Source organism: Xanthomonas sp. SS, from assembly GCF_014236835.1.
Lineage (GTDB): Bacteria > Pseudomonadota > Gammaproteobacteria > Xanthomonadales > Xanthomonadaceae > Xanthomonas_A.
In genome coordinates, this window is record NZ_CP051190.1 from 2,875,387 (window position 1) to 2,896,233 (window position 20,847).

Genomic DNA, 20,847 nt, shown 5'->3' on the forward strand with positions numbered 1-20,847 from the left:
GCCGCGCCCTGCCAGCAAGGCGGCGCGAGTTCGTGTTCAGGGGAGATGTTGCTTGACCCAGTCGGGTACGCCCTCGAGCGCAAGGGCAAGGGCGGGCCCGTCCTCGCCACCACCCTGGGCGAGGTCCGGGCGGCCGCCGCCCTTGCCCGAGATCTGACCGGCGATATGGCTCAGCAGTTCCCCTGCCTTGACCCGGCCCATTGGGCTGCCGTTCACCCCGGCGACCAGGGCCGCCTTGCCCTCGCTGGCACCGGCCAGCACGATCACGCTGTCGCCCAACTGCTGCTTCAGGCGGTCGATCGCCTCGCGCAAGGCCTTGGCGTCGAAGCCTTCCAGGCGCACAGCGAGCACCTTCACCCCGGCCACCTCGACCGCGGCGGCGGCCAGGTCGGCGGTGGCGCCGGACGCCAGCTTGGCCTTCAGCGCCTCCAGCTCGCGCTCCAGGCGCTTGTGCTTGTCGCCGAGCTGGCGGATCTTCTCGACCACGTCGCCGGCGCTGCCGCCGACCAGCTCGGCCGCCTCGTGCAGCTTGGCCTCTTCGGCCGCCACATGGTCCAGGGCGCCCTGCCCGGTCACCGCCTCGATCCGGCGCACGCCGGCCGACACGCCGCCCTCGCTGGTGATCTTGAACAGGCCGATGTCGCCGGTGCGCGCCACGTGCGTGCCGCCGCACAGCTCGGTGGAGTAGTCGCCCATCTTCAGCACGCGCACGCGTTCGCCGTACTTCTCGCCGAACAGCGCCATCGCGCCGAAGTCCAGCGCTTCCTGCATGCCCATGTGGTGCACTTCGACCGCATGGTTGGCGCGTACCTGCGCGTTGACCTTGCGCTCGACCACCGCCAGTTCCTCGGCGCTCATCGGCTGGAAGTGCGAGAAATCGAAGCGCAGCCGGTCCGGCGCGACCAGCGAACCCTTCTGCTGCACGTGAGTGCCGAGCACCTCGCGCAACGCGGCGTGCAGCAGGTGCGTGGCGGAATGGTTGAGGATGGTGGCGCCGCGGCGGTCGCTGTCGACCTGCGCCGACAGCGTGGCGCCGACCTGCAGGCGGCCGCTGCGCAACTGGCCGACATGGCCATGGAACTGGCCGGCGAACTTCTGCGTCTCCTCGACCTGGAACAGCACGCCGTCCGCGCTCAACTGGCCCAGGTCGCCGACCTGGCCGCCGGATTCGGCATAGAACGGGGTGCGATCGAGCAGCACGATCGCCGCATCGCCGGCCTCGACCGACTCGACCGGGCGCCCATCCTTCAACAACGCGACCACCTTCAGCGCATCGGCCTGCAGCGCGTCGTAGCCCAGGAACATCGTCGGAACCAGCTGCGCCACCAGGTCCGCCGGCAGCGTGGTGCCGCCGCCGAACTTGCCGGCCGCACGCGCGGTCTCGCGCTGGCGCTCCATCGCGCTTTCGAAACCGGCCATGTCCACGTCCATGCCGCGCTCGCGGGCGATGTCGGCGGTGAGATCGACCGGGAAACCATAGGTGTCGTACAGGCGGAACGCGTCCGTGCCGGGGATCGTGCCGCTGGCGCGGGCGGCGATCTCGTCGAAGATCTTCATGCCCGAATCCAGGGTCTCGGCAAAACGCTCCTCTTCGGCCTGCAGCGCCCGCTGCACGGTGGACAGCGCCGCCGGCAGTTCCGGATAGGCTTCGCCCATCAGCTCGGACAGGGTGGCCGCCATCTTGTGGAAGAACGGCTCGCGCACGCCGAGCATCCAGCCATGGCGCAGGGCGCGGCGGATGATCCGGCGCAGCACGTAGCCGCGGCCTTCGTTGGACGGCAGCACGCCATCAACGATCAGGAACGAGCAGGCGCGGATATGGTCGGCGATCACGCGCAGCGACTTGTTCTCCAGGTCGGCCATGCCGGTCAGCTCGGAGGCATGACGGATCAGCGTCTGGAACAGGTCGATCTCGTAGTTGCTGTGCACGTGCTGCAGGATCGCGGCCAGGCGCTCCAGGCCCATGCCGGTATCCACGCACGGCGCCGGCAGCGGCACCAGGGTGCCGTCGGGCTGGCGGTCGAACTGCATGAACACCAGGTTCCAGATCTCGATGAAGCGGTCGCCATCCTCGTCCGGCGAGCCCGGAGGACCGCCGGCGATATGCGCGCCGTGGTCATAGAAGATCTCGGTGCAGGGGCCGCAGGGGCCGGTATCGGCCATCTGCCAGAAGTTGTCCGAGGCGTACGGCGCGCCTTTGTTGTCGCCGATGCGCACGATCCGCTCCGGCGGCACCCCGATCATGTCGCGCCACAGCTCGTAGGCCTGCTCGTCGGTGTGGTAGACGGTGACCAGCAGGCGTTCGGCGGGCAGCTTCCAGACCTGGGTCAGCAGTTCCCAGGCCCAGGCGATGGCCTCTTTCTTGAAGTAGTCGCCGAACGACCAGTTGCCCAGCATTTCGAAGAAGGTGTGATGGCGCGCGGTATAGCCGACCGCATCCAGGTCGTTGTGCTTGCCGCCGGCGCGCAAGCAGCGCTGCACGTCGGCCGCGCGCACATAGCTGCGCTTCTCGGCGCCGAGGAACACGTCCTTGAATTGCACCATGCCGGAATTGGTGAACAGCAGCGTCGGATCGTTGCCCGGCACCAGCGGCGCGGACGGAACGATGGTGTGGCCCTTCCCGTTGAAGAACTCGAGGAAGTCGCTGCGGATCTGGGAGGTGGAGAATTTGGCGGGTGCGTTCATGGGCTGGCTATAGACGAGCGGACGGGTTTCCGGGCGTACCCCCTCAAGATAAGGGCGTGCGGAAACCGGACAAGACAATCCGCCAAGGTTAGCAGGCCCGGCCCGCTCAGTCCTCCGGCTCGTAGCGCGTGGCCGCGCGGATGCTGTCGCCATCGAAACCGCGCCGCGCCAGCAGATCGGCGGCCTTGCGCCGCTGCGGCAGATCCGCCGGTCCGGCCGCGCCGAAGCGGCGCTGCACCAGATCGCGGGCGTTTTCGCTCCAGTCGCCGTCGAAGGCAGCCATCGCCGTGGCGATGGCTTCGCTGTCCAGGCCATGGGTGCCCAGTTCGGCGCGTATGTGCAAAGGCCCGTAGCCGGTATTGGCACGGCTGCGCACCAGCAGTTCGGCGAAGCGGCCATCGTCCTGCCAGCCCTCGCCCGCCAGGCGCTCCACCGCGGCAGCGGCGGCGTCCGGCTCCACGCCGCGTGCCCGCAATTTGCGGGTCAGTTCCTTGCGCGAATGTTCGCGGCGTACCAGCAGGCCCAAGGCCCGCTGCAGCGGCGTCTGTTCCGGCTGCCGGCGGCGCCGGCGCGGTTCCTGTACTTGTTCGTCGTCAGCCATGCAGGCTTATCCCGCCATGATCGTCAATGTGCCGTCCTTGGCACCTGCCCTCCTGGCTTGCTCAAGACTGCCGAGGGAGACGAGCGGCACTGACTCCACCGCTCCCCCGGCAGAAGACCATCACGCCTCGGCGTCTGCGTCGGCGTCCTCGGCTTCGGCCGCGCTCGGCGCGACTTCCGTCGGCTGGAACTTCTCGCGCAGCTCGCTTTCCAGCTTCGCCGCCACCTGCGGGTTGTCGCGCAGGTACTGGCGCGAATTGTCCTTGCCCTGGCCGATGCGCTCGCTGCCGTAGCTGTACCAGGCGCCGGCCTTCTCGACCAGCTTGGCTTCCACGCCCATGTCGATCAGCTCGCCTTCGCGGCTGATGCCCTCGCCGTACAGGATCTCGGTGATGACCTGCTTGAACGGCGGCGCCAGCTTGTTCTTGACCACCTTGATCTTGGTCTGGTTGCCGATGATCTCGTCGCCTTTCTTGATTGCGCCGATGCGGCGGATGTCCAGGCGCACCGAGGCGTAGAACTTCAACGCATTGCCGCCGGTGGTCACTTCCGGGCTCTGGCCGGGCATCATCACGCCGATCTTCATGCGCAGCTGGTTGATGAACACCACCAGCGTGTTGGAACGCTTGATGTTGCCGGTCAGCTTGCGCAGCGCCTGGCTCATCAGGCGGGCCTGCAGGCCCGGCAGCTGGTCGCCCATCTCGCCTTCGATTTCGGCCTTCGGGGTCAGCGCGGCGACCGAGTCGACCACCACGATGTCGACCGAACCCGAACGCACCAGCATGTCGGCGATTTCCAGAGCCTGTTCGCCGGTATCCGGCTGCGACAGCAGCAGTTCGTCGACGTTGACGCCGAGCTTGCCGGCATAGATCGGGTCCAGCGCATGTTCGGCATCGATGAAGGCCGCGGTGCCGCCCTTCTTCTGGCACTCGGCGATGGCCTGCAGGGTCAGCGTGGTCTTGCCCGAGGATTCCGGGCCGTATATCTCGACGACGCGGCCCTTCGGCAAGCCGCCGATGCCCAGCGCGATATCCAGCATCAGCGAGCCGGTCGGAATCACCTCGACGGCCTCGATGATGCGATCGCCCATCCGCATCACCGAACCCTTGCCGAACTGTTTCTCGATCTGGCTCAGGGCAGCAGCGAGCGCGCGCTTCTTGTTCTCGTCCATTTTGGTGTCCTTCGGAGGTGAGGATGATTTGCGGGGTAGGTTCAATTTAGCGGCCTGGTATCGCACGGGCTGAGACAGTGCGGGGCAAAGAAAAAATAATTCGTCCGGCAGGTCTACAGCAGCGGCGAACAGCGATGTCGCGGGTCGGGAAAATCCGGCCTGCGGTGTAGTGCAATATCCAAAATCAACGGTTGGGGCGCAGCAGGCCGCAGTACAGGCCTTCGATGGCGAAATCCTGGTCCGGCAGCACTTCGATCGGCGCGTAGTCCGGGTTGCGCGGCAGCAGGCGGATGCGGTCCTTGCCGATCTTCAACAGCTTGACCGTGATCTCCTCGTCGATCCGCGCCACCACGATCTGCCCGGAACGGGCGTCGCGGGTGCGGTGCACACCGATCAAGTCGCCGTCGAAGATGCCTTCGTCGCGCATCGAGTCGCCCTGCACCTTCAGCAGGTAGTCCGGCGCTGGCGAGAAGAACACCCGGTCCAGCACCACGAAATCGTCCGAACCGATGTCCGCGCCGATCGGCAGGCCGGCGGCGACCCGCCCCAGCACCGGCAGGCGCAGGATGTCGGCGCTGTCCACCTGCGGCGCCGGGGCCGGCGCGGCCGCGCCGGTCACCAAACGAATGCCGCGCGCCTGGCCCGGCACGCGGCGGATCGCGCCGGCCTGCTCCAGGGCTTCCAGGTGGTATTGCGCGGCGCGCACGCCCTTGAAGCCGAAGGCGCGGGCGATCTCGGTCTGCGACGGCGGCGCGCCGTCGTGCTCGATACGCTGGGCGATCAGGTCGAGAATCGCTTGCTGGGTTTCGGTCAGTTCCATGGTTAGTAGTAATACTACTAAAAATGGAAATGGGCAACCACCGCGTAATTGCACCAAGGGTGGCTGCCGTTCCGCAGATCGCCCGCCCCTGCCGGGCCTGGCCGCCACGCGCCCGCACACCGGACTTGGCTTGCAGCAACAACCACTCCGCTCAGCGGCCGCTGCGCCAGATCGAAATCAGGATCCACACGCCCGACAGTGCCGCACCGATGAAGCCGCCGACGCCGATCGCCAGCAGCCAGCGGCTGGAGACGCCGCCGACGCTGTTCATCACGATCGAGGAGCCGATGATCAGCGCCGCGGTGACGATGCCCATGGTCAGCCGATTCGCGGCGCGGTTGACCTGGTCGCCGAAGCCCTTCAGCGACGTCGTCTCGACGTTGAGCTGCAGCCGTCCGCGCCGCGCCGCCTGCAGCAGCCGGCGGGTGTCGCGCGGCAGGTCGCCGAGCAGTTCCAGCGCGCCGAGCACGGTACGCCGGCCGCGCTTGGCCATCGCGCGCGGGGCGAAGCGCTGCAGCATCACCCGCTCCAGGTACGGTGCCGCGGCACTGGCCATGTCGAAGTCCGGATCGAGCTGGCGCCCTACCCCTTCCAGGGTCAGGAAGGTCTTGATCATCAACGCCAGGTCGGCCGGCAGCGCCAGCGCGTGCTGGCGCAGGATCGCGGTGACGTCGCCGAGCATCGCCCCGACCCGCAACTCCTTCAGCGGCACGCCGCGGTACTGGTCGACGAAGCCGGCGATCTCCAGTTGCAGCCGCGCCTCGTCGATCTCGGCATCGCCGTCGGTCCATTCCAGCAGCACGTCGGTGACCGCCTCGGCTTCCTGCGTGACCAGGCCATGCAGCAGCTGCACGACCTGGTAGCGGCGCTGCTCGGAAATGCGCCCGACCATGCCGAAATCGATCACCGCGATGCGCTCGCCGGGCAGGTAGAAGATGTTGCCCGGGTGCGGATCGGCGTGGAAGCAGCCGTCCTCGAGCACCATCTTCAGCACGATGTCGGCGCCGACGCGGGCCAGCTGGCGGCGGTCCAGGCCGGCGGCGTCCACGCCGGCCAAATCGCGCCCGCCGATGCCGGCGACGAAGTCCTGCACGTTGAGGGTTTCGCAGGTCCACTGCCAGTGCACGCGCGGGATCAGGATCTCGTCGTGGCCCTGGAAATTGGCGGCGATGCGCTCGGCGTTGCGGCATTCGCCGGCGAAATCCAGCTCGCGCCGCAGCGACACGGTGAACTGATGCACCACCTCCGCCGGGTGATAGCGCTTGAGGTCGGCCGCGCGCGCCTCGACGATCTCGGCCAGCCGCGCCAGCAACCGCAGGTCGGCCTCGATCACGTCGCGGATGCCGGGGCGGCGCACCTTCATCACCACCGCGGTGCCGTCGTGCAGCCAGGCGCGGTGGGTCTGCGCCAGCGACGCGGCGGCCAGCGGAGTCTCCTCGACCTGGGCGAAGATCGCCGACGGCGCCTCGCCCAATGCCTCGAGCAGTTGCGGCAGGATCTGTTCGTAGGGCAACGCCGGCGCCGCGTTCTGCAGTTCGCCGAGTTCGTCGATCCACTCCGGTGGCAGCAGGTCCACGCGCGTGGCCAGCACCTGGCCGAGTTTGACGAAGGTCGGGCCGAGATCCTGCAACGCGCGCCGCACCCGCTGCGGCGCCGACATGCGCAGCATCTCTTCGGCGTTATGCCAGTGCAGCAGGCGCCCGGCGCGTTCCAGCACGTCGGCCATGCCGATGCGGCGGACCACGTCGCCGAAGCCGTAGCGGATCAGCACCGAGGCGATTTCCTGCAAGCGCCCCAGGTCGCGGACCGTGCTCAGCGCCTCCCACATCGCAGTCGCCATCTAGAGTGCGCCGGCGCTCACAGCAGCGCGCCGAGACCGCGCAACGCGGCGGCCACGGTCTGCCGGCGCACCGCGTCGCGGTCGCCGTCGAAATTGAACAATTGCGCGCTGGCGTAGCCGCCGCGCCGTTTCCAGCCGACCCACACGGTGCCGACCGGCTTGTCGGCCGAACCGCCGCCGGGGCCGGCGATGCCGGTCACCGCTACCGCGATGCTGGCGCCGGAATTGACCAGCGCACCGGACACCATCTCGATCACCGTCTCGCGGCTGACCGCGCCGTGGTGCTCCAGGGTCTGCGGACGCACGCCGAGCAATGCCTGTTTGGCCTCGTAGCTGTAGGCGACCATGCCGCAGTCGAACCAGTCCGAGGAACCGGAGATGTCGGTCATCGCCTTGGCGATCCAGCCGCCGCTGCAGCTCTCGGCGGTGACCAGGCGTTCGCGCCCGCTGCGCAACTGGTCGCTGAGCGCAGTGGCGAGTTGCAGGAGTTGCGGATCGGTGGGGACGGTCATGGCGCTGCTCGAGAAACCAATGCGCTTTGTAGCCCAATTCGCCACGGCTGTCGCGCCTGCGCGGCGCGGCGTCGGGCATGGCTTCAGCGATGGTGGTGCAGGCGGGATGGCTGTCGCCGGTGCGGCAGATACGGCATTGCTGGCATGGTTGCGCCAGTATTGGCTTCGCGCCGCACCGAGGAAGAACAGCGGCTTGCTGATTGAGAGGACGTCACTGTAGGAGCGGCTTCAGCCGCGACAGGCGATATCGGTAACGCCCGTCGCGGCTGAAGCCGCTCCTACAGAAACTGGGCAAGCTGTAAACGCCTTAGTCGAAGCTGCACCCAGGCGACGGTGGCAACAGCGGCGGCTAACGCCGTTGCCATTCCTCTTCCTCGCGCGGCGGCAGCAGCGCGCGGATCGGAGCGCCTTCGGCGCTGGCGGCCAGGCGTTCGGCCTCGGTGATCGGGATGTCCACCTGCAGCAGCCAGCCGTCTTCGTCGGCCTGCTCGCTGCGGATCACCTGCAGTTGATGCAGCTGCGAGCGCAGGCGCCCGGCGCTGGACGGCAGGCGCAGGCTGCCCTGCACGTGCTGCAGCCCCAGCCGCTGGCCGAGCACGCCCTGCAGCAGTTCCAGGCCACGTTCGTCGCGCGCCGAGATCCACACCCGCTCGCGGCGCGCCTCGTCCGGCACGCCGTCCTGCGCATCGTGGCGTACGTCGGCGCCTTCGATGCGGTCGATCTTGTTGAACACCAGCAGCTGCGGCAGATCGCCGGCGCCAACCGCGTGCAGCACCTCGTCGACCTGGGCGATGCGCTCTTCGCGCAACGGATCGGCGGCATCGACCACGTGCAGCAGGAAATCGGCCTCGCGCGCTTCGGACAGGGTCGAGCGGAACGCGGCGACCAGTTCGTGCGGCAGGTTGCGCACGAAGCCGACGGTGTCGGCCAGCATCGCATTGCCGCCCGGTAGCGCGATGCGGCGCACGGTCGGGTCCAGCGTCGCGAACAGCTGGTCGGCGGCGTAGGCCTCGGCGCCGGTCAACGTATTGAACAGGGTCGACTTGCCGGCATTGGTGTAGCCGACCACCGCGATCCGCGGCAGTTCGCTACGCACCCGCGCACGGCGCATCTGGGTGTGCTGCACCTCGACCTTCTCCAGCCGCTTCTGCAGCTGTTCGACCCGCTTCTGCAGCAGCCGGCGGTCGGTTTCCAGCTGGGTTTCGCCGGGGCCGCGCAGACCGATCGAACCGCCGCGCTGGCGCTCCAGATGGGTCCAGCCGCGTATCAGCCGCGTGGCCATGTGCCGCAGCTGCGCCAGTTCGACCTGCAGCTTGCCCTCGTGGCTGCGCGCGCGCTGCGCGAAGATGTCCAGGATCAGCCCGGTGCGGTCGATCACGCGCCGCTCCAGGTACTTTTCCAGGTTGCGCTCCTGGCCCGGGCTCAGGGCATGGTTGACCAGGATCAGATCGGCGCCGCTGGCTTCGGCCACAGCCTTGACCTCTTCCAGCTTGCCGCTGCCGATCAGCGTCGACGGGCTGGGCTTGTCGATGCGCGCGGTCAGCGTGGCGGCGATGCTGGCACCGGCGGAGCGCGCCAGGTCGGCGAACTCCTCCAGCACGTCGTCCTCCAACGGTCCACCGGCATAGGGCTGGATCAGCAGCGCGTGTTCGCCGCGGCGGGAACGATCAAACACCCGCGGCTCCGGTCTTCAACAGCGTCTTACTCGGCTTCGTCATCTTCCGCACTACCACCCTCGTTCTGCTGCACATAGCCACCGCCCGGTCCGACGCGCACGTTGCGTGCCGGCACCACGGTGGAAATGGCGTGTTTGTAGACCATCTGGCTCACGGTGTTGCGCAACAGCACCACGAACTGGTCGAAGGACTCGATGGTACCCTGCAGCTTGATGCCGTTGACCAGGTACACCGAGACCGGCACCCGTTCGCGACGCAGCGCGTTCAGGAAAGGATCCTGTAAGGATTGCCCCTTGGACATGCTTCACTCCCGTTTATTGTTTTTATGTGCCCGGGTCGGCACTGCAGCTCCCCTGCCGTGGCCCGGACCGTCGATGTTACACAACCGCGGGCTTCAGCACAGCGCGGCGTGTAGCCAAATCAGCCAAGAAAGTCCGCCACTGCGACATCCAGGCGCGCGCCGTCGCGTTCGGGGTCGAACCAGCGCGCGTCCAGCTCCCCGCGCAGCCAGGTCAGCTGGCGCTTGGCCAGCTGGCGGGTCGCGAAGATCGCGCGATCGCGGAACGTCGCCGCATCGCTGGCCCCGCCCAAGTGTTCCCAGGCTTGGCGGTAGCCGACCGCGCGCACCGCCGGCAGCTCCAACGGCTGCGCCACCTGGCGCAACGCCGGCAAGGCGCGCAGCGCGCGCACCTCGTCGAGGAAGCCCTGCTCCAGCATCGCGTCGAAGCGCAGCTCGATGCGCCGGTGCAGCAGCATGCGCTCGGCTGGCGCCAGCACCAGTTTCAGCACCCGCAACGGCAGCCGCGGCGGCCCCGACTGCGCCTGCCATTCGCTGATCGGGCGGCCGCTGAGCTGGAACACTTCCAGCGCACGCTGGATGCGCTGCGCGTCGCCGGGCCGGATCCGCCGCGCGGCCAGCGGATCGACCTGCTGCAGCTGCGCATGCAGCGCCGCCCAGCCTTCGGCCTGCGCGCGTGCGGCCAGCGCCGCGCGCAGCTGCGGATCGGCAGGCGGCATCGGCGCCAGGCCTTCCAGCAATGCCTGGAAATACAGGCCGGTGCCGCCGGCCAGGATCGGCAGGCGGCCGCGGGCGACGATCGCATCCAGCGCGGCGCGCGCGTCCACCGCGAATTCGGCGGCCGAATACGGTTGCCACGGATCGCGCAGGTCCAGCAGATGGTGCGGCACGCGCGCCAGCTGCTGCGCGTCGGGCTTGGCCGCGCCGATGTTCAGGCCGCGGTACACCAGCGCCGAATCGACGCTGACGATCTCGCCGCCGTAGCGCTCGGCCAGGGCGATCGCCGCGGCGGTCTTGCCCGACGCGGTCGGTCCCATCAGGGCGATGGCGCGCGGGCGCCGGTCGGCCGGCATCAGTCCTCGTCCGGCCAGCGGATCGTGGCGGGCGCGGTGCCGCTGCGCGGCAACGGCACCGCCGCCAGCGCCTGCCAGACCTTCAACGCGTCCACCGTGGCGGCGACGTCGTGCACGCGCAGCAGCAGCGCGCCGCGCTGCGCCGCCAGCAGATGCGCCGCCACCGAACCGGCCACGCGCTGCTCCGGCGCGATGCGCCCGGTCAGTTCGCCGATGCTGCGCTTGCGCGACAGCCCGGCCAGCACCGGCACGCCGAGTTCGACCAGGCGCGGCAGCTGCGCCAGCAACTGCAGGTTGTCAGCAGTGCCCTTGCCGAACCCGAAGCCCGGGTCGACCAGCAGGCGGCGCTTGTCGATGCCGGCCATTTCCGCGGCGAAGATGCGCTCGGCCAGGAACCGGTGCACCTCGCCGACCACGTCGTCGTAGTGCGGCGCGCTGCCGGCGGCATAGGCGTCGTCGGGCATGTGCATCAGCACCACCGGCACCCGCAGTTCCGCCGCCGCGTCCAGTGCGCCGGGCCGGCGCAAGGCCTGGATGTCGTTGATCATGCCTGCGCCGGCGGCGACCGCCGCGCGCATCACCTCCGGCTTGAAGGTGTCCACGCTCAGCGGCACCGCGGTCTGCGCCGCCAGCCGCTCGATCACCGGGATGACCCGGCGCAATTCTTCTTCCAGCGGAACCGGGGTGGCGCCGGGGCGGGTCGATTCGCCGCCGATGTCGAGCAGGTCGGCGCCCTCCTCCACCAGGCGCAGGCCGTGCGCGACGGCCGCTTCCAGCGTCGCATGCGCGCCGCCGTCGGAAAACGAGTCAGGGGTGACGTTGACGATGCCCATCACCCGTGGACGATCCAGCAGCAGGCGGCGGCCGCCGCAATCCAGGCTCGGCGAGGTCTCGAACATCAGCGGTACTCCTGGGCGTTGCCGCGATGCATGGGAATGCTGCGCGTGTCCTTGGTTGCGACCGGGGCGGCAACGCGGAGCCTCGTGGCGACAACGGCGTTGGCAAGTGGCGGCAGCGATGGATGGGCGAGCGAGGTCATGGGCGGCGGAGAATGGATAACGGAACCGCCATTGTCGCCCAGTCGCAGTGCCTACGACGACGACGCGGCGGGATAGCTTCAAAAGATCGGCCGCAGCGACGCGATCGCCGCTCCGGCTACCTGCCCTGCACCGCCGGGGATATACAAAAGGCACCGGCAACAAAAAAGCCAGGGATCGCTCCCTGGCTTTCTGATCGACCCGAGCGCTCGCTTACAGCTGCTCGGCAGGCCCTGTGATCGGCGGCAGCGGGCGCGAATTGCCCTTGTCGTTGCCGCCGTCCTTGCCATCCTTGCCGGACTTGTTCCAGCCCATCGGCGGCGGCGGATCGCGGCCTTCCATGATCGCGTCGATCTGCGGCACGTCGATGGTCTCGTACTCCAGCAGCAACTTGGCCATCACGTGCAGCTTGTCCAGGTTCTCGGTCAGGATATGCGTGGTCTTGGCATAGGCCTTGTCGAGGATCGAACGCACCACTTCGTCGATGCGGCGCGCGGTATCGTCGGACACGCTCTTGTGCTGGGTCACCGAACGGCCCAGGAACACCTCGTCGTCTTCCTCGCCGTAGGCGATCGGCCCCAGCTCGTCGGACAGGCCCCACTTGGTGACCATGTTGCGCGCCATCTTGGTCGCGCGCTCGATGTCGTTGGAGGCGCCGGTGGTGACCTTGTCGGTACCGAAGATCAGCTCTTCGGCGACGCGGCCGCCGTACAGCGAGCACAGCTGCGACTGGATCGCGACCCGGTTGATCGAGTACTTGTCGCCTTCCGGCAGGTACATGGTCACGCCCAGCGCACGCCCGCGCGGAATGATGGTGACCTTGTAGACCGGATCGTGCTCCGGCACCAGGCGGCCGACGATGGCATGGCCGGCTTCGTGGTAGGCGGTGAGCGTCTTCTCTTCCTCGCTCATCGCCATCGAACGGCGCTCGGACCCCATCAGGATCTTGTCGCGGGCACGATCGAAGTGGTCCATGCGGACCTCCTTGACCGTTTCGCGCGCGGCGAACAGCGCCGCCTCGTTGCACAGGTTGGCCAGATCGGCGCCGGAGAAGCCCGGGGTACCGCGCGCGATCACCATCGGCTCGACGTCGTCGGCCAGCGGCAGCTTGCGCATGTGCACCTTCAGGATCTGCTCGCGGCCGCGCACGTCCGGCAGGCCAACCACCACTTGGCGGTCGAAGCGGCCCGGGCGCAGTAGCGCCGGGTCGAGCACGTCCGGGCGGTTGGTCGCGGCGATGACGATCACGCCTTCGCCGCCCTCGAAGCCGTCCATTTCCACCAGCAACTGGTTCAGGGTCTGCTCGCGCTCGTCGTGGCCGCCGCCCAGGCCGGCGCCGCGATGACGGCCGACCGCATCGATTTCGTCGATGAAGATGATGCACGGCGCATGCTTCTTGGCCTGCTCGAACATGTCGCGCACGCGGCTGGCGCCGACGCCGACGAACATCTCGACGAAGTCGGAACCGGAAATGCTGAAGAACGGCACCTTGGCCTCGCCGGCGATGGCCTTGGCCAGCAGCGTCTTGCCGGTGCCGGGCGGGCCGACCATCAGCACGCCGCGCGGGATCTTGCCGCCGAGCTTGGTGAACTTGGTCGGATCGCGCAGGAAATCGACCAGTTCGCCGACTTCTTCCTTGGCCTCGTCGCAGCCGGCGACGTCGGCGAAGGTGATCTTGATCTGGTCCTCGCCCTGCAGCTTGGCGCGCGACTTGCCGAACGACATCGCGCCCTTGGCGCCGCCGCCGCCGCCCTGCATCTGGCGCATGATGAACAGCCAGAAGCCGATGATCAGGATGACCGGCAGGAAGTTCAGCACCAGCGACCAGAAGCTCGGGCCGTTGGCCGGCTTCTGCCGGGTCATTTCCACGTTCTTGCTGTACAGCACGTCGACCAGCTTGTCGTCGCGCGGCCCGTAGACCGTGCTCTCGCTGCCGTCGCTGCGCTTGAAGCGGATAGCGGTCACCGACAGCCCGGTGTCGTCGGTGAAGTCGACCGACTTCACCCGCCCGCCGTCCACTTCCTTTAGGAACTGGGTATAGGTCACGGTGTCGTTGCCGGGACCGCCGGCCAGCCGTGGCGAGAAGCTCTGGAACACCACCATCAGCACGACGGCGACGACTACCCACAGCAACAGATTCTTGGTCAAGTCGTTCATCCTCATTGGCTCCGGTGTCCCTTCAACTCTTTCTCGATGCGTGATGCGACGGGTTCAGCTTACTTGATCTGGGCACGCTTGCCCTGTCCGAGGACATAGACCTCCGGCGAGCGCTTGCGCGATGCCGCCGGTTTGCGGATGGACACCTTCTCGTAACGGCGGCGCATCTCGCGGATGTAGTCGTCGGACCCGACGCCCTGGAACAGCTTGATCAGGAACGCCCCGCCCAGTTTGAGGTGGGTATCGGCGAACGCCATCGCCAGTTCGGCCAGATGCATCATCCGCGGCTGGTCCACCGCATCCATGCCGCTTTTATTGGGGGCCATATCCGACAGCACAAGGTCTACCGGGTTGTCGCCCAGCATTTCCTCGAACTGCGATAGCACCGTTTCTTCCCTGAAGTCGCCGTGAAGGAACTCCACGCCGGCCAGCGGCGGCATCTCCAGGATGTCCAGCGCCAGCACCCGGCCGCGCTCGCCCAGCGACTTGCGCACCTGCTGCGACCAGCCGCCCGGCGCGGCGCCGAGATCGACCACCAGCATGTCCGGCTTGAGCAACTTGTCGCGCTGCAGCAGTTCTTCCAGCTTGTAGGCGGCACGCGAACGCATGCCTTCGGCCTGGGCCTTCTTCACGAAGGGGTCGGCGAAATGTTCGCGGAGCCAGCGTTGGCTGCTTTTGCTGCGGGTTGCCATGGGATCGCGGTCGTAGTGGGCGGCCATGATACCCTGATCGCCCTTGGCAACCCCGTTCCCGCCTGCATGTCGATCAGCCTGACTCCGTCCCAGAACCGCTTCCTGCGCGGCCTGGCGCACGACCTCAAACCCCTGTTGCAGATTGGCGGCAAGGGCGTCACGCCGGCCTTCCTGGCCGAACTGGACGAGGTGCTGGAGCGCCACGAACTGGTCAAGGTGAAGGTCGGCGGCGACGACCGCGAAGCCCGCGACGCGAGCATCGCCAGCCTGGTCGAGCAATCGCACAGCGTGCTGGTGCAGCGCATCGGCCACACCGCGATCCTGTATCGCCCGGCCAAGGAAGACCGCCAGATCGTGCTGCCACGCGGCTGATCCGCTTTCCGGTGACATCATGCAGCTGACCCAGGACCTGCCCGATTACGCCTACACCCTGCGCATGGCCGATGGCCGCCAGGCCAAGGTGAACGACCGCCTGCTCACCCGCAGTTTCATTCTCGCCCCGGACACCTTGGTCGAGACGTGGGACGCGCCGGTCGCGGCCGAGCTGCAACCCCAGCACCTGCAGCCCTTGCTGGAACTGAACCCGGCCCTGGTGATCCTGGGCACCGGCGAACGCCAGGTATTTCCCTCGGCCGCCGCGCTGGCGCTGTTCCTGACCCGCGGCATCGGCATCGAGGTAATGAACAACGCCGCGGCGGCGCGCACCTACAACGTGCTGGCCGCCGAAGGCCGGCGCGTGGCGGTCGGGTTCCTGCTCGAAGGCTGAGCTTGACACCGCGCCAAGCGGTGTCTGATCTACGGCTTCCAGCCGCCACGCTTTTTTGTAGGAGCGGCTTCAGCCGCGACCGACCATCCCAGGTAATGCCCTGTCGCGGCTGAAGCCGCTCCTACAAAAGCAAAAAAGCGGCAACAGCTACGTGCTGCGCTGCGCCGGGCCGTGGATCCGCCCGACCGACGACGCGCCGATTACTTGCTGGGCAGATACAGCAGCGGGTCCACCGGCTTGCCGTTGTAGTGGGCGAAGCGGCGCCGCTTGCGGTCCACCGGACCGCGCGCCGCTGAGCGCCCGGCGCGCTGCGCCGGGCCGGGGATCCGCCCGGCCAACGACGTACCGGCTACTTGCTGGGCAGATACAGCAGCGGGTCGACCGGCTTGCCGTTGTAGCGGATCTCGAAGTGCAGCATGTCGCGCGCGGCGCCGCTGCGGCCCATCTCGGCGATCTGCTCGCCGGCCTTCACGTTCTGGCCTTCGTTGACCAGGCGCTTGCGGTTGTGGCCGTAGGCCGACAGCCATTGTTCGTTGTGCTTGATGATGATCAGTTCGCCGTAACCGACCAGGCCGGCGCCCGAATACACCACCACGCCATCGGCGGCGGCACGCACCGCCTGGCCGCTGCTGCCGGCGATGTCCACGCCCTGCTTTGTGGTCTCGCCGACCACGAAGCGGCTGACCACCGCGCCGTCGGCCGGCCAGCGCCAGCTGAAGCCGCTGCTCACCGGCGTCGGCGCGGCGACCGGCGGCCGCGCGGCCGTTCCCGCCGAACTCGGCGGCACTACCGCAGCGCTGCCGGGCCGCGCGACGACCGTACCGCTGCTACTGCCGCCACCGGGCGGATACAGCTTCAACGACTGCCCTGGGTAGATCGTGTACGGCGGCGGCAGCCGGTTCCAGGCGGCCAGGTCCTGCGGATTGATGTTGTTGACGCGGGCGATCGCATACAGCGTGTCGCCGCGGCGCACGGTCGCACTGACCCCGGGCTTGGGCACGGACGGACGCGGCGCCGCTGTGCCGGGCCTGCCAGGCGCCCCGGACGTACGCACCACGGTAGCGCTGCTGCACGCGCCCATCCCTGCCGCCACCAGCAACCACACGCTGCAACGCAGGCCGTTGCGCACCACCCGATCGACGCTCATCCGTACTTCGCTCTCCATATGACCCACACCACCAGCAGCGCCAGGATCGCCATCGCGACCCAACCGAGCGGTTCGATCCAGCGCCGCAATGCGGCTTCCGCACGCGGCCCGCCCAGGCGGATCGCGCCGGCCACCAGATACACGCGCTTGCCGCGGCCGACCAACATGCTCGCCAGGAACGGTAGCAGCGGGATTCCAACGATGCCTGAGGCCCAGGTAAATATCTTCAGCGGGATCGGGGTGAAACCGGCCAGCACCAGCAGCCAGAACGCACGCCACGGCGACTCGGCGACCACCTCGCGCAGATGGCTGACCTGCGCATCGATCTTCTGCGTCCAGCCCAGCCATTCGATCAACGGCTGCACCGCGGCGAAGGCGAAATGGCCGAGCATGTAGCCGACCAGCGCGCCAGCCAGCGAGCCCATCAGGCTCAACGTGGCGAACCACAGCGCGCGCCGCGGCTGCGCCAGCGACATCGGCGCCAGCATCACCTCCGGCGGCACCGGAAACACGATCGCCTCGGCGAAGCTGAGTCCGGTCAGGAACGCCGGCGCGCGGCGGTGCCGCGACCAGCCGATGGCGCGTTCGTACAACGGCCCGAATATCTTCATCCAACCCAACTCCGGTGCTTCAATCCAGGGTGATTCAATCCAGCATGCCCGACAGCAGCGGGACGAACGTCACCGGCGCCAGAATGTCTTGTTCGATACGGCCTTCGGCATCGCGGCGCAGGCGCACCAGCGATTGCGACGAGGGGCCGCCGACCGGCGCCACCAGACAGCCGCCCGGCGCCAGTTGCTCGACCAAGGCGTCGACCAGCGCCGGCGCCGCGGCGGTGACCACGATCGCATCGTAGGGGCCGTGCTCGGCCCAACCGATGCGGCCGTCGTCGTGCTTGCTGCGCACGTTCATGCCGAGCTGGCGCAAGCGCTTGCGCGCCTGCCGCAGCAGGTCGCCGATGCGCTCCACGGTGTAGACCTCCAGCCCCAGCGCGGCCAGGATCGCGGCCTGGTAGCCGGAACCGGTGCCCACTTCCAGCACCTTCTTCGGTGCTGCCTCGAGCACCGTCTCGGTCATCCGCGCTACCACCCACGGCTGCGAGATGGTCTGGCCGTGGCCGATCGGCAGCGCGGTGTCCTCGTAGGCGCGCGAGGCCAGCGCCTCGTCGATGAACAGGTGCCGCGGCACCGTGCGCACCGCGTTGAGCACGGCCTCGTCGAGAATGCCGGACTCGCGCAGGCGCTCGACCAGGCGGTCGCGCACGCGCTGCGAGGTCATGCCGATGCCGATCGCTTCCGGTTGCAGGCGCAGCCGCGGGGTCATGCCGGGTTGCCCAGCGCGGCGGTGAGGCCGCCGACCCAGCTGGCGACCGTCTCCAGCGCCTGGTAGCGGGTCAGGTCGACCTGGATCGGGGTGATCGAGATGAAGCCGGTGCGCACCGCGTGGAAATCGGTGCCGGGGCCGGCGTCCTGCTCGCGGCCGGCCGGGCCGATCCAGTACACGGTGCCGCCACGCGGGTCGGGCTGCGGCAGGCACGGTTCGGAGCGGTGGCGGTTGCCGAGCCGGGTGACCTCGAAGCCCTTGATCTCGCCCCACGGCAGGTCCGGCACGTTGACGTTGAGGATGGTGTCCGCCGGCAGCGGATCGGCCTTCAGCCGCGCCACGATCTCCACCGCGGCGCGCGCCGCGGTCTGGAAGTGCTTGGGTTCGTGGTTGTGGGTGACCAGCGACATCGCCAGCGCGGGCAGGCCCAGGAAGCGGCCTTCCATCGCCGCCGACACGGTGCCCGAATAGATCACGTCGTCGCCCAGGTTGGCCGAGTTGTTGATCCCCGAGACCACCATGTCCGGTTCTTCGTCGAGCATGCCGGTGAGCGCCAGGTGCACGCAATCGGTGGGCGTACCGGCGACGCTGCAGGTGTGCGGGTCGATGCGCTTGATCCGGATCGGCAGATCCAGGGTCAGCGAGTTGCTGGCGCCGGAACGATCGCGGTCGGGTGCGACCACGGTCACTTCGTGGCCCGCGCTGCGCAGTTGCTCGGCCAGCATCTTGATGCCGGGGGCGTCGACGCCGTCGTCGTTGCTCACTAGTACGCGCATGGGACTCCTCGGATAACCCGACCATGATACCGGATGCGTCCCTCGCCTTCCGCCCTCATGCACGGCTTGCGCCGCGTGACTGGCGGGTTACGCTGTGCGCCATGTCGCATCCCGAAGACGAAGATCCCGCCGCCCTGTTCCGCGCGGCGATCGGCGCGGTCACGCCGCTCAACGCGACGCCGCCGGCCAATGCCAAGCCGCGGCCGAAGCCGCGCGCGCGCATGGCCGAGCGCGACGATGCCGAGGCGCAGAGCGAGTTCCAGCGCCTGTTGCGCGACAGCGCGCCGCTGGAGGCCGGCGACGTGGCCAGCTACCGCCGCGAGAACGTGCCGGCGCGGGTGTTCCAGCGCCTGCGCCGCGGCCAGTTCTCCGCCCAGGACGAACTCGACCTGCATGGCGCCAACGCGACGCAGGCCGAGGCGCTGCTGCGCCAGTTCATCGCCGAGGCGCATGCGCACGAGTTCGGCTGCGTGCGCATCGTGCACGGCAAGGGCCTGCAGTCCGGCGGCATCCCGCTGCTGAAGAATCTGGTCGACCGCCTGCTGCGGCAGCGCAACGACGTGCTGGCGTTCCATTCGGCGCCGCCCACGCAAGGCGGTACCGGGGCGATGCTGGTGTTGCTGGCGCGGCGCTGAAACGGCGCCGCGCGGTTCATTCCTGCGCCGCCTGCTCGGCCTGCGCGCCCTGCCCGGCATCGACGACCTCGCCCAGCTCGTGCAGCAGCGCGGTGGCATAGCTGCCCGGCGGCAGCGCGAAACGCAGTTCCAGCACGTCCTCGTGCGTGTCCAGCCAGCGCCACTGCAGCTCGGCCGCGCGCAAGCGGGTGGCGCGCCGTTCCTGCTTCAGGCCTTCGCGCTCCAGGCCCTCGCGCAAGCGCACGGACGTCGCATCCTCAAGCGCGGCCAGTTCCAGCGCGCGCGCCACGTCGGCGCTGCGCAACTCGCCCGCGCCCCACAACGGCGCCGAAGGATGGATGTCGAAGCGCTGCAGCCGCTCGGCCAACACGTCGGACCAGGGCTCCGGGCCGAACACGCTGCGGCTGCCGTCGAGCAGCCACACCTCGCCGTCCAGTGGGGCATCCCAGTTGCCCGCCGCCACGCGCGCGGCCAGCACCCGGTTGAACAGTTCCGAGCGCGCCGCCGACAGCAGCAGCGAGCGCTGCTCGCGCCGCACCCGGCGCCCGCCGAACATCGCCAGCGCGTTGCCGACATTGCCGCCGTCGCGGCCGAAGCGCTGTTCGCCGAACCAGTTGGGGATGCCGCGCGCGGCGATCTGCGCCAGCCGCGCCTCGATCGCGGCGCGCTCGCCGCGCACCTCGCGCAACACCAGCACGAAGCCGTTGCCGGCCAGCGCGCCGCGCGGCAGCTTGCGGTTGTGCCACTGCGACTGCACGACCTGCAGGTCCTCGCTGTGCAACGTATCCAGCGCCGGCGCCACGCGCTTGGGCAGGTGCACCGAGAAGCGCTGGGTGGTGACCGCGTGGCGGTCCTTCATGCCCGCGTAGCCGATCGCCATCTCCGCCACGCCGGCCCACTGCGCCAGGCGGCGTGCAGCGAAGGCGGTGTTCATGCCGCGCTTGCGCACGGTCAGCAACAGGTGCTCGCCCTCGCCGCTCGGCTCGAACGCGGGCATTTCGTCGACCTGGAAATCCTCGGCCACGCTGCGCAGGCGCGCCTGCAACGGCGCGGCGCCGAACGCACGCGGCAAGTCGCTCACAGCGCCACCAGCAGCACCGCCGCCTGCGCCGCGATGCCTTCGCCGCGGCCGGTGAAGCCCAACTGCTCGCTGGTGGTGGCCTTGACGCTGACGCGATCGACTCCGACCTGCAGCAGCGCGGCCAGGCGTTCGCGCATCGCCAGCGCATGCGGGCCGACCTTGGGCCGCTCGCAGATCACGGTGACGTCGGCGTTGCCGAGCTGCCAGCCACGCTCGCGCAACAGCTGCTCGCAATGGCTCAGGAACTGCGCGCTGTCGGCGCCCTTCCAGCGCGCATCGGACGGCGGGAAATGCTGGCCGATGTCGCCCAGCGCCAGCGCGCCGAGCAGTGCGTCGCACAGCGCGTGGATCACCACATCGCCGTCGCTGTGCGCGAGCACGCCGCGCGTATGCGGCACGCGCACGCCGCCGAGCATCACGTGGTCGCCGTCGCCGAAGGCGTGCACGTCGTAGCCCTGGCCGATACGCAAGGGAGGAAAGTCAGGCATAGGCATCGCAGATCAAAAAAGGAAAAAGGAAAGGCATCGGCGGCGCGAGGCCGCAGCGCGGCGCGGCCGC

Annotated in this window: 23 protein-coding genes; 4 read left to right on the forward strand and 19 right to left on the reverse strand. The window is 68.8% G+C overall.

All coding sequences use genetic code 11. The features are described from left to right. Positions 1-36: 36 nt before the first annotated feature. From alaS to HEP74_RS11915, 6 genes are all read right to left on the reverse strand, one after another. On the reverse strand, positions 37-2,685 hold the full coding sequence (alaS, locus tag HEP74_RS11890) for an alanine--tRNA ligase (protein ID WP_185813062.1): 2,649 nt from the start codon (positions 2,683-2,685) through the stop codon (positions 37-39). Positions 2,686-2,791: 106 nt separating this feature from the next. Further along, entirely contained in the window at positions 2,792-3,286 is a 495-nt protein-coding gene (gene recX, locus HEP74_RS11895; protein ID WP_185813063.1) for a recombination regulator RecX, read from the reverse strand. Positions 3,287-3,406: 120 nt separating this feature from the next. Continuing rightward, positions 3,407-4,456, reverse strand: coding sequence for a recombinase RecA (recA, locus tag HEP74_RS11900; RefSeq protein WP_003471577.1), 1,050 nt, complete (start codon positions 4,454-4,456; stop codon positions 3,407-3,409). 184 nt (positions 4,457-4,640) lie between these two features. Further along, positions 4,641-5,276, reverse strand: a complete 636-nt coding sequence (lexA, locus tag HEP74_RS11905) for a transcriptional repressor LexA (protein ID WP_184414639.1) — start codon at positions 5,274-5,276, stop codon at positions 4,641-4,643. Between the two features lie 151 nt (positions 5,277-5,427). Then, positions 5,428-7,104, reverse strand: a complete 1,677-nt coding sequence (locus HEP74_RS11910) for an ABC1 kinase family protein (protein WP_185816602.1) — start codon at positions 7,102-7,104, stop codon at positions 5,428-5,430. Positions 7,105-7,133: 29 nt separating this feature from the next. Then, a complete protein-coding gene (locus tag HEP74_RS11915; protein WP_185813064.1) occupies positions 7,134-7,628 on the reverse strand; it encodes a CinA family protein in 495 nt (164 codons plus the stop codon). Here HEP74_RS11915 and HEP74_RS11920 point away from each other — a divergent pair. After that, positions 7,627-7,848 carry a hypothetical protein gene (locus HEP74_RS11920; RefSeq protein WP_185813065.1) on the forward strand — a complete coding sequence of 74 codons (222 nt, stop codon included), beginning with the start codon at positions 7,627-7,629 and terminating at the stop codon, positions 7,846-7,848. The genes HEP74_RS11915 and HEP74_RS11920 overlap by 2 nt on opposite strands. 129 nt (positions 7,849-7,977) lie before the next feature. Here HEP74_RS11920 and hflX read toward each other — a convergent pair whose 3' ends face one another. The 6 genes from hflX to rlmE all read right to left on the reverse strand — a co-directional run bounded on the left by hflX (position 7,978) and on the right by rlmE (position 14,561). Then, on the reverse strand, positions 7,978-9,303 hold the full coding sequence (gene hflX, locus HEP74_RS11925; RefSeq protein ID WP_185813066.1) for a ribosome rescue GTPase HflX: 1,326 nt from the start codon (positions 9,301-9,303) through the stop codon (positions 7,978-7,980). Between the two features lie 26 nt (positions 9,304-9,329). Beyond that, entirely contained in the window at positions 9,330-9,605 is a 276-nt protein-coding gene (gene hfq, locus HEP74_RS11930) for an RNA chaperone Hfq (RefSeq protein ID WP_009604477.1), read from the reverse strand. A 119-nt stretch (positions 9,606-9,724) separates the two neighbouring features. Next, positions 9,725-10,675: a tRNA (adenosine(37)-N6)-dimethylallyltransferase MiaA gene (miaA, locus tag HEP74_RS11935; protein ID WP_185813067.1), complete on the reverse strand. Its 951-nt coding sequence runs from the start codon at positions 10,673-10,675 to the stop codon at positions 9,725-9,727. Further along, the gene (gene folP, locus HEP74_RS11940; RefSeq protein ID WP_185813068.1) at positions 10,675-11,574 is read right to left on the reverse strand and encodes a dihydropteroate synthase; all 900 of its coding nucleotides are present in this window, start codon (positions 11,572-11,574) and stop codon (positions 10,675-10,677) included. The genes miaA and folP overlap by 1 nt, the downstream gene beginning before the upstream one ends. A gap of 351 nt (positions 11,575-11,925) precedes the next feature. Beyond that, positions 11,926-13,869 (reverse strand): ATP-dependent zinc metalloprotease FtsH, encoded by a 1,944-nt coding sequence (ftsH, locus tag HEP74_RS11945; protein WP_185813069.1) that lies wholly within the window; start codon positions 13,867-13,869, stop codon positions 11,926-11,928. Positions 13,870-13,928: 59 nt separating this feature from the next. Next, positions 13,929-14,561 (reverse strand): 23S rRNA (uridine(2552)-2'-O)-methyltransferase RlmE, encoded by a 633-nt coding sequence (gene rlmE / locus HEP74_RS11950; protein WP_185816603.1) that lies wholly within the window; start codon positions 14,559-14,561, stop codon positions 13,929-13,931. Between the two features lie 66 nt (positions 14,562-14,627). On the opposite strand from rlmE, the gene yhbY reads away from it, so the two are divergent. Further along, a complete protein-coding gene (gene yhbY, locus HEP74_RS11955) occupies positions 14,628-14,933 on the forward strand; it encodes a ribosome assembly RNA-binding protein YhbY (protein WP_003471333.1) in 306 nt (101 codons plus the stop codon). A gap of 19 nt (positions 14,934-14,952) precedes the next feature. Beyond that, a complete protein-coding gene (locus HEP74_RS11960) occupies positions 14,953-15,327 on the forward strand; it encodes an Mth938-like domain-containing protein (protein WP_185813070.1) in 375 nt (124 codons plus the stop codon). A gap of 200 nt (positions 15,328-15,527) precedes the next feature. Here HEP74_RS11960 and HEP74_RS11965 read toward each other — a convergent pair whose 3' ends face one another. From HEP74_RS11965 to surE, 5 genes are read right to left on the reverse strand one after another with little or no spacing between them, the layout of a single operon-like run. After that, on the reverse strand, positions 15,528-15,665 hold the full coding sequence (locus tag HEP74_RS11965) for a hypothetical protein (protein WP_185813071.1): 138 nt from the start codon (positions 15,663-15,665) through the stop codon (positions 15,528-15,530). 11 nt (positions 15,666-15,676) lie between these two features. Continuing rightward, positions 15,677-16,492, reverse strand: coding sequence for a peptidoglycan DD-metalloendopeptidase family protein (locus HEP74_RS11970; protein WP_185813072.1), 816 nt, complete (start codon positions 16,490-16,492; stop codon positions 15,677-15,679). After that, a complete protein-coding gene (locus tag HEP74_RS11975; protein WP_185813073.1) occupies positions 16,471-17,085 on the reverse strand; it encodes a YqaA family protein in 615 nt (204 codons plus the stop codon). Before HEP74_RS11975 ends, HEP74_RS11970 begins: the two co-directional genes overlap by 22 nt. Positions 17,086-17,119: 34 nt before the next feature. Further along, positions 17,120-17,797, reverse strand: a complete 678-nt coding sequence (locus tag HEP74_RS11980) for a protein-L-isoaspartate(D-aspartate) O-methyltransferase (RefSeq protein WP_185813074.1) — start codon at positions 17,795-17,797, stop codon at positions 17,120-17,122. Further along, complete coding sequence (gene surE / locus HEP74_RS11985; protein ID WP_185813075.1) at positions 17,794-18,573, reverse strand: 5'/3'-nucleotidase SurE; 780 nt, start codon at positions 18,571-18,573, stop codon at positions 17,794-17,796. Before surE ends, HEP74_RS11980 begins: the two co-directional genes overlap by 4 nt. A 101-nt stretch (positions 18,574-18,674) precedes the next feature. Between surE and HEP74_RS11990 the strand changes: the two genes are divergently transcribed. Then, positions 18,675-19,208, forward strand: coding sequence for a Smr/MutS family protein (locus HEP74_RS11990; protein ID WP_185813076.1), 534 nt, complete (start codon positions 18,675-18,677; stop codon positions 19,206-19,208). 16 nt (positions 19,209-19,224) lie between these two features. On the opposite strand, the gene truD is transcribed toward HEP74_RS11990, so the two are convergent. Together truD and ispF are read right to left on the reverse strand one after the other, a co-directional pair. Next, the gene (gene truD, locus HEP74_RS11995) at positions 19,225-20,289 is read right to left on the reverse strand and encodes a tRNA pseudouridine(13) synthase TruD (protein WP_185813077.1); all 1,065 of its coding nucleotides are present in this window, start codon (positions 20,287-20,289) and stop codon (positions 19,225-19,227) included. Then, positions 20,286-20,783: a 2-C-methyl-D-erythritol 2,4-cyclodiphosphate synthase gene (gene ispF, locus HEP74_RS12000; protein WP_458309617.1), complete on the reverse strand. Its 498-nt coding sequence runs from the start codon at positions 20,781-20,783 to the stop codon at positions 20,286-20,288. Before ispF ends, truD begins: the two co-directional genes overlap by 4 nt. Positions 20,784-20,847: the final 64 nt, after the last annotated feature.

Bases quoted from the DNA above. Each gene is read 5' to 3' on its own strand.
- alaS (WP_185813062.1), bottom strand. From the start codon at position 2,685: ATGAACGCACCCGCCAAATTCTCCACCTCCCAGATCCGCAGCGACTTC.
- recX (WP_185813063.1), bottom strand. From the start codon at position 3,286: ATGGCTGACGACGAACAAGTACAGGAACCGCGCCGGCGCCGCCGGCAG.
- recA (WP_003471577.1), bottom strand. From the start codon at position 4,456: ATGGACGAGAACAAGAAGCGCGCGCTCGCTGCTGCCCTGAGCCAGATC.
- lexA (WP_184414639.1), bottom strand. From the start codon at position 5,276: ATGGAACTGACCGAAACCCAGCAAGCGATTCTCGACCTGATCGCCCAG.
- HEP74_RS11910 (WP_185816602.1), bottom strand. From the start codon at position 7,104: ATGTGGGAGGCGCTGAGCACGGTCCGCGACCTGGGGCGCTTGCAGGAA.
- HEP74_RS11920 (WP_185813065.1), top strand. From the start codon at position 7,627: ATGGCGCTGCTCGAGAAACCAATGCGCTTTGTAGCCCAATTCGCCACG.
- HEP74_RS11915 (WP_185813064.1), bottom strand. From the start codon at position 7,628: ATGACCGTCCCCACCGATCCGCAACTCCTGCAACTCGCCACTGCGCTC.
- hfq (WP_009604477.1), bottom strand. From the start codon at position 9,605: ATGTCCAAGGGGCAATCCTTACAGGATCCTTTCCTGAACGCGCTGCGT.
- miaA (WP_185813067.1), bottom strand. From the start codon at position 10,675: ATGCCGGCCGACCGGCGCCCGCGCGCCATCGCCCTGATGGGACCGACC.
- folP (WP_185813068.1), bottom strand. From the start codon at position 11,574: ATGTTCGAGACCTCGCCGAGCCTGGATTGCGGCGGCCGCCGCCTGCTG.
- ftsH (WP_185813069.1), bottom strand. From the start codon at position 13,869: ATGAACGACTTGACCAAGAATCTGTTGCTGTGGGTAGTCGTCGCCGTC.
- rlmE (WP_185816603.1), bottom strand. From the start codon at position 14,561: ATGGCAACCCGCAGCAAAAGCAGCCAACGCTGGCTCCGCGAACATTTC.
- yhbY (WP_003471333.1), top strand. From the start codon at position 14,628: ATGTCGATCAGCCTGACTCCGTCCCAGAACCGCTTCCTGCGCGGCCTG.
- HEP74_RS11960 (WP_185813070.1), top strand. From the start codon at position 14,953: ATGCAGCTGACCCAGGACCTGCCCGATTACGCCTACACCCTGCGCATG.
- HEP74_RS11970 (WP_185813072.1), bottom strand. From the start codon at position 16,492: ATGGAGAGCGAAGTACGGATGAGCGTCGATCGGGTGGTGCGCAACGGC.
- HEP74_RS11975 (WP_185813073.1), bottom strand. From the start codon at position 17,085: ATGAAGATATTCGGGCCGTTGTACGAACGCGCCATCGGCTGGTCGCGG.
- HEP74_RS11980 (WP_185813074.1), bottom strand. From the start codon at position 17,797: ATGACCCCGCGGCTGCGCCTGCAACCGGAAGCGATCGGCATCGGCATG.
- surE (WP_185813075.1), bottom strand. From the start codon at position 18,573: ATGCGCGTACTAGTGAGCAACGACGACGGCGTCGACGCCCCCGGCATC.
- HEP74_RS11990 (WP_185813076.1), top strand. From the start codon at position 18,675: ATGTCGCATCCCGAAGACGAAGATCCCGCCGCCCTGTTCCGCGCGGCG.
- ispF (WP_458309617.1), bottom strand. From the start codon at position 20,783: ATGCCTATGCCTGACTTTCCTCCCTTGCGTATCGGCCAGGGCTACGAC.